This is a genomic window from Mesorhizobium sp. CNPSo 4671 (assembly GCF_057784245.1).
The window spans coordinates 693,009-706,189 of sequence record NZ_JBWLUW010000004.1; the positions used below are offsets into that span (position 1 = coordinate 693,009).

Genomic DNA, 13,181 nt, shown 5'->3' on the forward strand with positions numbered 1-13,181 from the left:
CATGCAATTCGACCTCCTGCTGAAGGGCGGACGGCTGATCGATCCGGCGGCCGGCATCGACGCGCCGCGTGATGTTGCCATTGCCAACGGCCGGGTCGCCGCGCTTGACGCCGATATTCCGGCGGACCGCGCCGCCAGGATCGTCGACGCGACGGGCTGCATCGTCGCGCCGGGCCTGGTCGACCTGCACAGCCACGTCTATTGGGGCGGCACCTCGCTCGGCGTCGATGCCGACCGGCTGGCGGCAAAAAGCGGTACGACCACCTTCATCGATGCGGGCAGCGCGGGGGCCGGCAATTTCCTCGGCTTCCGCCGACACGTCATGGAGCGCTCGAAGGTGCGCATCCTGGCCTATGTCAACATTTCCTTTGCCGGCATCTTCGGCTTCTCGCAGACGGTGTCGGTCGGCGAGTGCAGCGATCTGAGGCTCTGCGAGCCGCGCGAGGTGGTGGCAGCAGTGCGGGAACACGCGGACGTCGTGGTCGGCGTCAAAGTCCGCTCCGGCAAGCATGCCGGCGGCACCAGCGGCATCGCGCCGGTCGATCTGGCGCTGGAGGCCGCCGACAAGGCCGGCCTGCCGCTGATGGCGCATATTGACGAGCCGCCGCCCGGCCGCTCGGAAGTGCTGCCGCGCCTGCGCCGGGGCGATATCCTCACCCATTGCTTCCGGCCGTTTCCGAACGCGCCAGTCTTCGCTTCGGGCGCGGTGCGGCCCGACATGCGGCTGGCGCGCGAGCGCGGCGTCATCTTCGATCTGGGTCATGGCATGGGCTCGTTCGACTTCGAAGTGGCGCGCGCCATGCTCGCCGAGGGGCTGGCGCCGGACGTCATTTCGAGCGACGTGCATCTCTACTGCGTCGATGGTCCGGCCTTCGATATACTGGTCTGCATGTCGAAGTTGATGGCGCTCGGCATGCCGCTGGTCGAGGTGCTGCGCGCGGCGACGCAAGGGCCGGCGCGGGCGATCGCACGGCCGGATCTCGGCACGCTGGCGGTTGGCACCGTCGGCGACGTCGCTTTGCTTCGCCAACGATCGGGCCGCTTCACTTTCGTCGACGCGGTCGGCGCTGCGCTGGTCGCCGATCAGCGGCTGGTCTCGGAAGGCATCGTCATCGGCGGCACCTGGTGGCCGAACGAGGCAGTGGACGATGTCAGCGAGACCGAGCGTTTCGAGGCTCATGCCGCGCATACGCATGTCGAGGTGGCCGCCCGGCACTTCGGGCACCGGCATGATTGATTAGCCAATCTCCCCCCTCGTGGGGGAGATGCCCGGTAGGGCAGAGGGGGGCGTGACGGAACGCAAACCTTCGTTAGGCTGCGATCGAGCAAGAACCTCCGAGGGCGCGCGAGTTCAATCAATTGATACGCCGGCGGGACAGCGCCCCCCTCTGGCCTGCCGGCCATCTCCCCCACGAGGGGGGAGATCGCTAGCTTCACCGCCCCGCGTTGCTCGGCTTCCCATAAACCGGCGTCGCGATCCCCTCCATACGCGCCTTGATCTGCAGCGCCACGTATTTGGAGTAAAAACGCGACAGCGCCAGATTGCCGCCGTGGAACCACAGCGCTTCCTGCGCCGTCGGTCTCCACATGTTGCGCAATTCGCCTTGCCAGGGGCCGGGGTCGCCCTTGACGCCGGAGCCGAGGCCCCAGCAGGGGCCGACCTTGTCGGCGACCTCGCGCGAGACGAGTGCCGCGACATTCTCGTTCATCGACTGGTAGCCGGTGCAGGCGATGATGGCGTCGGCCTCGAGTTCGCTGCCGTCCTCGAACAGGATGCCGTTTTTCGTCAGCGACTTGATGGCAACACCGCTGCGGATGCCGATCTTGCCGTCGATGATCAGGTCCGAGGCGCCGACATCGATGTAGTAGCCCGAGCCGGTGCGATAGGCCTTCATCAGCAGGCCGGTCTCGTCGTCGCCGAAATCGATGGCGAAGCCGGAGGCGCGCAAGCGATCGTAGAAGGCCGCGTCGCGCGCCTTGATCACCTCGTAGAGCGCGCGTTGGCCCTTTGGCACCAGCGCGAAGGGCGTCGAGGCGACGATCATGTCGGCCTTTTCAGTGGTGATGCCGCGCGCCAGCGCGCTTTCCGAAAAGATCTCGAAGCCGACTTCCATCAGCGTGTCGGATTTGACCACGGTGGTCGGCGAACGCTGGATCATGGTGACATGGGCGCCGCTTTCCCAGAGATCGACGCAGACGTCATGGCCGGAGCTGGCCGCACCGATGACTGCAACGCGTCTGCCGCGGAATTTGTCGCCGCTGGCATACTGGCTGGAATGCAGCAATTCGCCTTTGAATTCGCTCGCGCCGGCCAGGTCGATCTTTCGCGGCGGGCCATAGGCGCCGGTGGCGAAGACGACATGTTTCGGCTTCAGTGTGATCTGCCGGCCGACACGGTCGACCACCACGGTCCACTCTTTCTGCGCCTCGTCATAGGAGGCGCTGAGGCATTTTGTGGCGACCCAGTAATTGAGCTCCATGACGCGCGTGTACATTTCCAGCCAGTCGCCCATCTTGTCCTTGGGCGTGAAGACCGGCCAGTTCTCCGGGAACGGAATGTAGGGCAGATGGTCGTACCAGACCGGGTCGTGCAGCACGAGCGTGCGGTAGCGGTTGCGCCAGGAATCGCCGGGCCTTGCATTCTTCTCGATGACGATGGTCGGCACGCCAAGCTGCCGCAGCCGCGCGCCGAGCATGATGCCGCCCTGGCCGCCGCCGATGACCAGGCAATAGGGTTGTTCGCTGGCGCCGAGTTCACGCGTCTCGCGCGCCCGCGCCTCCGACCAGGTCTCGCGTTCGGGGTCGGCCTTGTGGCGCACGCCGAGCGGCCGCGCCGCGCCCTTGCGTTCCTCGAATCCCTTGAGGTCGGTCATCGCCGTGAACAGGGTGCGGCAACGGCCGTCGCGCAGGCGCAGGATGCCTTGGCCCGTGGCCACTGCGGTCTCGAATGTGAACCAGGCCTCGATCGTGCCTTCGTCCGAGGTTGCTTCGCCGGTGAGCTGCCAAGCCGTTGGCTTGGTCGTGGGGAGCGTTGACTTGAGCATGTCGGCGATGGCGTCGCGGCCTTCCATGGTGGCGACGTTCCAGGTGAAGGTCAGAAGATCGCGCCAGTAGCAGTCGTCAACGAACAGGTTGACCGCCGCCGTCGCATCGCCGGCCGCAAGCGCCTGCGCCAGGGATTGGAGCCATGCGGCTGCCTGTTTCGTTGGTGCCATTTCGAGCATTCTTTTCCCTCTTTCGTTTCACATTGGCGCGGGCTCGGCCTTCCCTTCTCCCCTTGTGGGAGAAGGTGGCCTCGCGAAGCGAGGTCGGATGAGGGGTGCTCCAGCTTGGCGCCGACAGCACTCCGTCACCCACCCCTCAACCGTCTCGGCGCTGCGCGCCGATCCACCTTCTCCCACAAGGGGAGAAGGAAAAGACTGTGCCCTAATCCCCGAGCGGCTCCATCTCCTTGCCGGTGCGGTGGATCTGGGCGTTGTATTTGATGCGGCGCACCGTTTCGCGCGCCGAGCCGTCGAGCTTGTAGGCGGAAGCCACCGCCAGAAGGTCGATCATCATCAGGAAGGCATAGCGCGAGGCGGTCGGCTTCAGCGTGTCCGGATATTCGGGCACCGCCACCGTCAGCCGGACATCGCAGGCCCGCGCCAGATCGGTGTCGGGCGCGGTCACGGCGATGGCGTTGGCGCGGTAGTGCTTGGCGAGTTCGACGGCCTCGATCACCTCGCGCGTGCGCCCCGTCGCCGAAATGGCGATCACCAGATCGCCGGGCTTCAAGGTCGAGGCGGTCATGCGCATCAGATAAGGATCGCACTGGGCGCTGACGGTGATGCCATAGCGAAACAGCCGGTATTGCGTTTCCTGCGCCAGCGCCGAGGAACTGCCGCCAAGGCCGAAGACGGTCACCTGGCGCGCCTTGGCGATCAGTTCGGCCGCCTTCTGCAGCTCACCCGGGTCGAGCTGCCGCTCGGCCTCCTGCAGCGCGCGGCGTGCCTCGCCGAACACGGCGTTCCAGAACGGCATGCCGTTGTCGTTGCTGACGGCCGGCGACTTGGCCAGATAGAGCGCGCCGACGACGAGGCTCTGCGCCAGCTTCAGCTTGAAATCGCGCACGCCCTCGCAGCCAATGGCGCGGCAGAAGCGGGTCACCGTCGGTTCGCTGACCCCGGCGCGTTCAGCAATCGCCGCATTGGAGGCGTCGACCGCGTATTTGACATCGTCGAGCACGACATCGGCGACGCGGCGCTCCGCCGGGCTCAACTCTGCGTAGGAATCCTTGACCAGCGAGATGATGTCCGGGATGCGCCTGACGTCGCGTCCCTCCGTGTCTTGGCTTGCAACAGGCACTTGCTGGCTGTCAGCTTCGGTCATGAAGTCGGTCTTCCCTGGCTTTTCGACCTGACCTCTTATCATGTTTGCACGCCGTCGTTCCATGCACCGGCCACGCTACAACCGCTGCGTGCCGCGACGGCATGTTCGCGTTTCCTTTCCGGAGTATGTAGGAAAGCAACACACATTTCAAGGCGAAGAAAATGGCGCAAAAACAAGGCACTAACACAAACCTGGAATTTTGATGGTAAGCGTACCACCGCGACCGCTTGACAGCAAAGTAGGATAGTTACAGACTGATTTTTGGCAGTCTGATGACCTACTGGATCATCACGCAATCTCCGAGGGGCGGATGAACGCGGGCGAGATAACAACGCCGAAGCTTGGCGTGAAGGCAGCGACCAAGATCTATCACACGGCGTCGGGCGATCTGCTGGCGCTGGACCGCTGCAGCCTCGATGTCCGGGCCAATGAAATCGTCTCGATCGTCGGCCCGTCCGGCTGCGGCAAGACCACGCTTTTGTGGTCGATGTCAGGGCTGCACAAGCTGACCAGCGGCGAGATCCGGCTCGACGGTCTCAAGATCACCGGCCCGCATCCCGATATCGGCATCGTCTTCCAGGAAGCCAACCTCCTGCCCTGGCGCAATCTCGACGCCAACATCCGTTTTCCCTTCGAGATCAAGGGCGAGAAGCCGGATCGTGCCTGGATCGCGCATCTCTTGAACCGCGTCGGCCTCGACGGCTTCGGCGGCAAGTTCCCGCGCGAGCTTTCGGGCGGCATGCAGCAGCGCGCGGCAATCGTGCGGGCGCTGGCGCTGAAACCTTCGGTGCTGCTGATGGACGAGCCGTTCGGCGCACTCGACTCCTTTACGCGAGAGGAGATGAACCGCTTGGTCGAGGAGATCTGGCTCGACACCAAGACCACCATCGTCTTCATCACCCACTCGATCGAGGAAGCGATCTTCCTCTCCGACCGCGTGGTGGTGCTGAGCGCCCGGCCGGGCAAGGTTGCCCGTGAATACCGCGTGCCGTTCGCGCGGCCGCGCTCGCTGGAGATCATGGCGACCAAGGAAGTCTTCGACCTCACCAATCGCATCAAGATGGACATTGTCGGCGAGCGTGCCAGGCCGAAGGCGCCGGAACAGGAGCGCACCAGCGCCGAGATCGTGAGGATCAGGCCATGAGCGACGCCATCCCGGAATTCTCCAAATCCAAATCAGGCGATGGCCAGGAGGTCAGCCTGACCAATCTTTCAGCCTTCGCCAGCGGCCCCGGCATCAAGTCGGGCAAGGAAGTGGCGGCGATCATCGCCGTTGCCGTGGTCATCATCGGCGGCATCGAACTGGCCTTGCGGCTGTTCCATGTGCCGCTCTACATCATGCCGCCGCCGAGCTCGATCGCCTATGCGCTGTTCGACGAGTTCCCGCTGATCGCGCCGCATCTCGGCTACACGCTGGTCGAGCTGGTGTCCGGCTTTGCCATCGGCGCCGTCGTCGGGCTGGTGCTGGCCGCCGTCATCACCCAGTTCCCCTTCGCCGAGAAGATCGTCGCGCCCTACATCCTGCTGCTGGTCACCACGCCGATGCTGGCGCTGGTGCCGCTTTTGATCCTGCGCTTCGGCTTCGGCTACACGCCGCGCATCATCGCGGTGGCGCTGGCCGCCGGGCCGATGGTGATGATCAACGCCGCCACCGGCTTTCGCCGCGTCGACAGCGCCAAGATCGCGCTCGCCCGCTCTTACGGCGCCAGCACCTTGCAGATCTTCTGGAAGATCCGAGCGCCGATGGCGCTGCCGATGATTCTGGTCGGGCTGATGATCGGCGCCATCTTCGGCCTGCTCACCGCCGTCGGCGCCGAGATGGTCGGCGGCGGCTTTGGCCTCGGCAACCGGCTGACCACCTATTCGTCGATGATCCAGATGCCGCAATTCTTCGCCGTGGTGCTGATCCTGTCGACGCTCGGCATCCTGATCTACGTGCTGTTCTTCCTCATCGGCAAGAAATGGGCGAGCTGGGAGGCTTAGAGCAGGAGGAAATGACGGTGCCCGGGAGGCGGGTGCCATGAGACTGACATCAAACAAAAAGGGGAAAGCGATGACCAAAGACAATTCGATCCGCCAGGCGGGGATGTCCCGCCGCTATTTCCTGCAGGTCACCGGCGCCGGCCTGGTGACGGCAACCGCGCTCGGCGCATCCGGCCTCAAAGCCAGGGCGGCGGCCTATGAGAAATTCACCTGGATCTCGCCGCGTGGCACGCTCGAAGTGCTCGACGACTATCCCTATTGGTCGGCCAAGAAGGCCGGCTATTTCGGCGACCTCAACACCGACATGCAGCCGGGGCCGTCGGACGGCACGGCGACGGTGAAGTTCGTCGATGTCGGCCAGGCCGATATGGGCTTCCCCTCGCCCGGCGTGTTCTCCTTCGCCATCCAGAACGGCATGAAGCTGAAGTCGGTGTTCCATATGGGCGCCCGCGACACGTTCAGCATCGCCTTCCGCAAGGGCGAGGGCTCGAACGATCTGAAGAAGCTCGAAGGCAAGACCATCCTGCTCGGTTCCGCCGCCTGGCAGTCGATCACCGATCCGCTGCTTGCCGCGCAAGGCGTCGACATCAAGAAGGTCAAATATGTCGAGGCCGGCTGGCCAACCTGGGGTACCGCACTCGCCGGCGGCCAGGGTGACGCGGCCCTTTCCTGGGAAGGGCTGCGTGCCGAATGGATCGCCAAGGGTCTCGACTTCGAATACTGGCTCGGCGTGAAGAACTCCAAGCTGCCGGCCAACACTTTTGTGGTGCGCGCCGCAGATCTCGAGGATCCCGACAAGAAGGCGTTCCTGGAAAAATACCTGCGTGGCTGGGCGATGGGCCTCGAATTCGGTTACCAGAATCCGCGCGCCGCCGTTGAAGCGGTGTTCGAGCAGTTCCCGACGCTGGCCAAGAATCTCGGGCCGGAACTCGGCACCACCTCGATCCTGCAGCAGATCAACGTCTTCCGCGGCGACATGGACAAGCGCGGCGGCTGGGGCTCGCATGACATGGCGAGCTGGCAGGGCTTCTTCGACGAGATCCACAAGATCGGCCAGATCACCAATCCGGTGAAGGCCGAGGATGTCTGCACCAACGACCTGATCCCGGCGGCCAACGACTTCGACAAGGCCAAGGTCAAGGCCGATGCCGACGGCGTCAAGCTGTCGGAAGGCTTCGCCGCGCTCGATGTCGAAAAGATCAAGGCGCATCTGTTCGATTCGGCGGTGAAGTAAGGACTGCTGTCGGCGACAACGGGCGGCGACGAGTTGCCGCCCGCAATCCATTGAAGAAAGCGTGGGAGGTGGCGGTGGCCGACAAGGTAAAAGTGCTGGTGGTGGGTCTCGGCAATATGGGGGCGTCGCACGCCAGCGCCTATCACCGCTCCGAGGGTTTTCAGATTGTCGGCATCATGAGCCGCTCGATCAAGAGCAACACCAAGATCCCGACCGAATTAGCCGGCTATCCGCTGTACGAGGATTTCGACCTGGCGCTGAAGGAGACGAAGCCGGACGCCGTGTCGATCAACAGCTGGCCGAACACCCATGCCGAATACGCGCTGAAGGCGATCGCGGCCAATTGCCATGTGTTCATGGAAAAGCCGCTCGCCACCAACATCGAGGATGCCGAGAAGGTCGTGGCGGCGGCACGCGCCAAGAACCGCAAGCTGGTGCTCGGCTACATCCTGCGCGTCCACCCCTCCTGGATCAAGTTCATCGAGGTCGGCAAGACGCTCGGCAAGCCGCTGGTGATGCGCCTTAACCTCAACCAGCAGAGCAGCGGCAGCGCCTGGCACTGGCACAAGAACCTGATCGATTCGCTGATCCCGATCGTCGATTGCGGCGTCCACTATGTCGACGTCATGTGCCAGCTGACCGGCGCCAGGCCGGTGCGGGTGCATGGCATCGGCGCCAAGCTCTGGGCGGAGGCCGACAAGCAGAATTACGGCCATCTGCACGTCACCTTCGATGACGGCTCGGTCGGCTGGTATGAGGCCGGCTGGGGGCCGATGATGAGCGAGACGGCCTATTTCGTGAAGGACGTGGTCGGCCCCAAGGGCGCGGTGTCGATCGTCGCCGGCCAGGCTGCAAGCACCGCCTCGGACGCCGAGGTTTCCAATTCGGCCGATATCGACCGCCACACCAAGACCGATGCGTTGAAGATCCATTACGCCGCGGTCGACGGCGACAAGAACTTTTCCAAACCCGACGAGATCGTCAGCATGGAGGACGAACCCGGCCATCAGGAGCTATGCGACCGCGAGCAGGCGTTCTTCCTGCGCGCCATCCGCGAGGATCTCGATCTGACCGAGCAGATGGATGCGGCGGTCAACAGCCTGCGCATCGTGCTCGCCGCAGAGGAGAGCATCGAATTGGGGCGCACCGTCGAGCTGGCTTGAAGTGACGCCCCCTCATCCGGCCGCTTCGCGCATGCATTTCCTATGCTGCGCTGGTCGACCCCCACTCCGTCTCGGCTTCGCCGAGACACCTGCCGGGGCGAGCCACGGGTCTCGCCCGTCCTTCGGACCCCCCGATCGACGGGGTAGAGGAAGGGCGCCAAGCTTTTTGCCGTCAACGCTTTTTCCAACGGTGCTCCCTTCCTTTCCCTCCGGAGGGGGGAAAGGTGGCGCTGCGAAGCAGCGACGGATTGGGGGAACCACGTGGCAATCAAGCCGCGGGCCGATCAGCCACACCAGTCGAAGCGGAAGCTGGGTGAGGGTGAGTCTCTCAAATCCGATATAGAGGAGCAATACATGGCCGCCGTCACCGACAGTCTGTTGAAAACCTACGCGGACTCCGATGCGCTCGACCTGGCCGGGCTGGTGCGTGGCGGCCAGGTGTCGCCGGGCGAACTGGTCGAGGCGGCGATCACGCTGGTCGAGCGGCTCAATCCGGCGCTGAACGCGGTGATCCACCGCCTCTACGACATGGCACGTGCGCAAGCGCAAACGGTCGAGAGATCGGCGCCCTTCGCCGGCGTACCGTTCCTGCTCAAGGAACTGGCCTCGTCCTGGACAGGTGCGCCGAACACCAATTCTTCTTTTTACCTGAAGGACGTCGTCGCCGATTTCGACACCGAAGTCGTGCGCCGCATGAAGGCGGCAGGGCTGGTGCTGGTCGGCAAGTCGAACGCGCCCGAGAATGGCTGGTCGATCACGACCGAGCCGAAGCTCTATGGCGTGACGAAGAACCCCTGGAAGGAAGGCATCACGCCCGGCGGGTCGAGCGGCGGTGCGGCGGCGGCGATCGCCGCGCGCATGGTGCCGATCGCCGAAGCCAGCGACGGCGCCGGCTCGATCCGCATTCCGGCGTCGTGCTGCGGCATTGTCGGCCTGAAACCGTCGCGCGGCCGCGTCAGCCTCGCGCCGTTCGGCGACTATTGGTATGGCAGCGCCTATTTTCTCTGCTGCTCGCGCTCGGTGCGCGACACCGCGGCCTATCTCGACGCGGTGGCCGGCGCGCTGCCGGGCGACGCCTACACGCCGCCGGTGCCGGATGCGTCATGGCTCAACCTGTCGGCGCGGGCGCCGAAGAAGCTGCGCATCGGCTTCACCGTCACGCCGCCCAACGGCACGGCCATGGACCCGGAGGTGAAAGCGGCGGTGCTGGCGACCGTGGCTGCGCTCGAGCGGCTGGGCCATCATGTCGAGGAGCACGACATGCCGCTCGACGCCAACGGCGTGTGGGCGACCTACACCAACATGACCTGCGTGCAGACGGCGGCGACCTTCGACTATCTTGAGACAGTGATCGGCCGGCCGGTTACTCCAAGGGACGTCGAGGCGGTGACCTGGGCAATCATCGAACGTGGCCGCGCGACCAGCGGTGTCAGGCACATCGCCGATGTCGAGCAGCTCCGCCAGATCGGCCGCGACATTGTCGGCGATCTCAACGCCTACGACCTCTTCATCACACCGACGCTGACGCGGCTGCCGCGCCCGTTCGGCTATTACGACATGTCGGAAACCGACATCGACCGCTACAACGCCAAATGGGCGGATGCGGTGTTTGCCTTTCCTTTCAACATATCAGGCCAGCCGGCAATCTCGCTGCCGCTCGGCTGGTCGAAGGGCGGCGTGCCGATCGGCGTGCAGCTGGTCGGCCGCTATGGCGACGAGACGACGGTGCTGGCGGCGTCGGCGCAGCTGGAGCAGGAGATGCCGTGGAGGGACAGGCGGCCGGCGGTGAGTGGTTAGGATGTGCTGATATTCAGGTGATGCCGGCCTGCAAGCGGCGGTGCCCTGCGCTGCCGGTGCTCACGTACTTTAAGTACGCTCCGCTCGGGTTCTCGGGAACCACCGCTTTCGGCGCGGCCTGACCTGAATCTCAACACATGCTATGGCGCGTAGTCCAACAGCGCGCCGCAGTTTCGGTGCCGAGATGCCATTTACCCAACCATCTCCAGCCGCCTCGGCAGCAGGTTCATCACAACAGGCCCATCCGCCGTGATCAGGAACTGGTCCTCGAGATTGAAGCTGGCGAGGCCGTCTATGTAGAGCGGGATTTCGAAGGCCAGCACCATACCGGCCTCTATCACGACATCGCTGTCGGCGGCGATGAACGGCCATTGCTCTGAAAACACCGATTGCCCGACGCTGTGGCCGAAATGGCCGCGGCGGTAGGAGGGCAGGCCTTGCCGCGCCAGGCTCTCGGTGGTGATGCGGTGCACATAAGCGAGCGTGTTTCCGGGGATCAGCGCCGCCAGCCCGTCCTCGAAGGCGCGCTCGGCGATCGCGTGCAACTCGGCCTGGTCGGCGGAAGGCGGTCCGAAGGTGAAATTGCGCGACATGTCGGAAGCGTAGAACCCAACCGTGCAGACCATGTCGCATTTCAACGGATCGCCGGCTACGGCCCTGGCGTCGGCGCGCTTGGCGCGAGCACCCAGCGTCATATATTCGGCCGTCGCGACCGGATGCGACAGGCCGGCGGCCGCGTCGGCGACGCCTTTGCGGTAAAGCGCGATGAGATCGGCCTGGCGCATGCCGCCCATCGCATCCACCTGCACGCGCTCCAGCCCGGCTTCCGAGAGAAAAATGCCTTGCTGCAAGAGGTCGATCTCGCGCTGCGATTTGACGGCCCGCAGCCTGTCTAGGACCGGTGAGCCGTCGACCATCGGGTTATGCGGCAGCAAAGCCTGGATGGCCACGAAATCGGCGGCTGGAACAAAGTCGAGGTCGATACCGAGTGTTGCCCGCGCCAGTCCGAAGTCGTGCAGCAGAAGCTGCAGCTGGCGCACCGAGCCGGCGAGGTCGAAGGTCGCGGGACGCGAGAAATGCGGCGTGCGGCCAAGCGAGGCGAGGCCGGCCTCGATGCGCTCGGCCAGGGGAAGTCCGTGAGATGTATCGACCGGTGCGGATTCGATCCAGATCGGGTGCGAACGCACGATTGCTTCGGGCGCGGCGATCCCTAGCTGCGCCGCGTTGAAGTCGGCGACGACGATGCCAATCGGCAGGTCCTGTTTGGCCGGGATGACGACAAAGCCGCCGCCGGCGCGCCGGAACAGTCCCGCCGGGCCGATCCATGCGCCGGTCGCGTAGTGGAAGGCCTCGGGTGCCGAGAGCACAAGCGCCGCCATGCCGGCGCGTTCCATCAGATGCGTTGCGCGCTGGCGGTCGACAAAGCCCGTCATGTGTTTCTCCGGATGTCCGAAGCGGCAACGGAGCATTGTGGGTGCGGACAATCAAGCGCGTTCTGTGATGCCTCCCCAACGTCGTCATCCACGGGCGGAGCAGCCGCGCAGCGGCGTCGCGGAGACCCGAGGACCCATGCCGCGACCTCGACCATGGAGTGCAGCGGAGCAGAATTCTGGACCGTGGTGGCGCGTTGGAGTCCCGGCATGGATCCTCGGGTCTGCGCCGCGTCGCTGCGCTCCTTGCTCCGCCCGTGGATGACGAAGTGACGGGTGGCCCTCTGCTAATCGCTGAGGCATCTGGCGAGGTCCACCCAAGCGAACGACGAACCCCCTACTTGATCGTTTCCAGCTTGGCGATGGCCGCGGTGAAGCCGGCGAGCGACACCGGGATGGTGACCGGCTTGCGGGTGACCGATTCCATGCCGATGTTCAGGTTGGTTCCCGACTTCATCGTCTTGACCAGTTCCGGCGACAGCGGCGTGGCGGCATAGGCGCCGTTCTGGTCGCTGGTCTGGATGGCGATGACGACCTTTTGCCCCTGGTCGACCTGATAGCTGGCGCCCGACGGCAGGAACAGGCCGTGCGGCAAAGCGAGCAGCATGGCAAAGCCGCCATTGCTGCTGTCGCGGCGCACGGTGACGGTCAGCACGCGCTGCCCGGTCTTGGCTTCGGTGAGGTTCTGCGACGCCTGGCACTGCAGCTCGCCGGCCGCCGAGCCGCTGGAGCAGTTCACGGCCCATGGATTGGCGTCGGCCGGTTTGGGTCCGGCCTCTTTGGGCTGGGACTGTTTGGATTGGGCCTCTTTGGCGGCGTCCTCGGCAAATGCCGGGCCAAAAGAAGCCGATAGCAGCCACAGAGCAGCCGATGCCGCGACCATGTGGAGTAGATTAGACCTTGCTAAAGTAATTGCCATGTTCTTCATTCCCCGCAGTTTTCCTTGCCCCGGCAGGTATTCTCCTGGAAAAGGCTTGATACAACAAGGGCGACTGTTCCGAAAGCCGAGTCCCCGGACAAGCAAGCCGGCAAATCTACTGTGGCAATATGGCCACAGGACAGAACTTTGAGGCCAGACAACAACACTCCCAACGTTCCGGGCTCGCTATACAATAGAATTCGCGTAAGAATTAACACGCGGGACGTGTAGTCCCAGAAGGACTCGCCAGGGATGGGAACTACCGAGAAGTCTCGGCAAGTTGGTGG

Annotated in this window: 10 protein-coding genes; 6 read left to right on the forward strand and 4 right to left on the reverse strand. The window is 64.5% G+C overall.

Annotated features, from left to right (window positions below):
* The first annotated feature begins 1 nt into the window (after position 1).
* Positions 2 to 1,237, forward strand: coding sequence for an amidohydrolase/deacetylase family metallohydrolase (locus AC04SF_RS15445; RefSeq protein ID WP_488478508.1), 1,236 nt, complete (start codon positions 2 to 4; stop codon positions 1,235 to 1,237).
* A 196-nt stretch (positions 1,238 to 1,433) separates the two neighbouring features.
* On the opposite strand, the gene AC04SF_RS15450 is transcribed toward AC04SF_RS15445, so the two are convergent.
* Positions 1,434 to 3,224: a flavin-containing monooxygenase gene (locus AC04SF_RS15450; RefSeq protein WP_488478509.1), complete on the reverse strand. Its 1,791-nt coding sequence runs from the start codon at positions 3,222 to 3,224 to the stop codon at positions 1,434 to 1,436.
* A gap of 202 nt (positions 3,225 to 3,426) precedes the next feature.
* Positions 3,427 to 4,368, reverse strand: coding sequence for a MurR/RpiR family transcriptional regulator (locus tag AC04SF_RS15455; protein ID WP_096458175.1), 942 nt, complete (start codon positions 4,366 to 4,368; stop codon positions 3,427 to 3,429).
* Positions 4,369 to 4,678: 310 nt separating this feature from the next.
* Between AC04SF_RS15455 and AC04SF_RS15460 the strand changes: the two genes are divergently transcribed.
* The 5 genes from AC04SF_RS15460 (at position 4,679) to AC04SF_RS15480 (ending at position 10,545) form a co-directional block, all read left to right on the forward strand.
* The gene (locus AC04SF_RS15460; protein WP_488478510.1) at positions 4,679 to 5,512 is read left to right on the forward strand and encodes an ABC transporter ATP-binding protein; all 834 of its coding nucleotides are present in this window, start codon (positions 4,679 to 4,681) and stop codon (positions 5,510 to 5,512) included.
* Positions 5,509 to 6,351, forward strand: coding sequence for an ABC transporter permease (locus tag AC04SF_RS15465; protein ID WP_038650727.1), 843 nt, complete (start codon positions 5,509 to 5,511; stop codon positions 6,349 to 6,351). Before AC04SF_RS15460 ends, AC04SF_RS15465 begins: the two co-directional genes overlap by 4 nt.
* 70 nt (positions 6,352 to 6,421) lie before the next feature.
* Entirely contained in the window at positions 6,422 to 7,585 is a 1,164-nt protein-coding gene (locus AC04SF_RS15470) for an ABC transporter substrate-binding protein (RefSeq protein WP_488478511.1), read from the forward strand.
* A 74-nt stretch (positions 7,586 to 7,659) separates the two neighbouring features.
* Positions 7,660 to 8,748 (forward strand): Gfo/Idh/MocA family protein, encoded by a 1,089-nt coding sequence (locus AC04SF_RS15475; protein ID WP_488478512.1) that lies wholly within the window; start codon positions 7,660 to 7,662, stop codon positions 8,746 to 8,748.
* Between the two features lie 354 nt (positions 8,749 to 9,102).
* On the forward strand, positions 9,103 to 10,545 hold the full coding sequence (locus tag AC04SF_RS15480) for an amidase (RefSeq protein WP_488478513.1): 1,443 nt from the start codon (positions 9,103 to 9,105) through the stop codon (positions 10,543 to 10,545).
* A 191-nt stretch (positions 10,546 to 10,736) separates the two neighbouring features.
* On the opposite strand, the gene AC04SF_RS15485 is transcribed toward AC04SF_RS15480, so the two are convergent.
* The gene (locus tag AC04SF_RS15485) at positions 10,737 to 11,978 is read right to left on the reverse strand and encodes a M24 family metallopeptidase (RefSeq protein ID WP_488478514.1); all 1,242 of its coding nucleotides are present in this window, start codon (positions 11,976 to 11,978) and stop codon (positions 10,737 to 10,739) included.
* A 334-nt stretch (positions 11,979 to 12,312) separates the two neighbouring features.
* A complete protein-coding gene (locus AC04SF_RS15490; protein ID WP_488478515.1) occupies positions 12,313 to 12,894 on the reverse strand; it encodes an invasion associated locus B family protein in 582 nt (193 codons plus the stop codon).
* Positions 12,895 to 13,181: the final 287 nt, after the last annotated feature.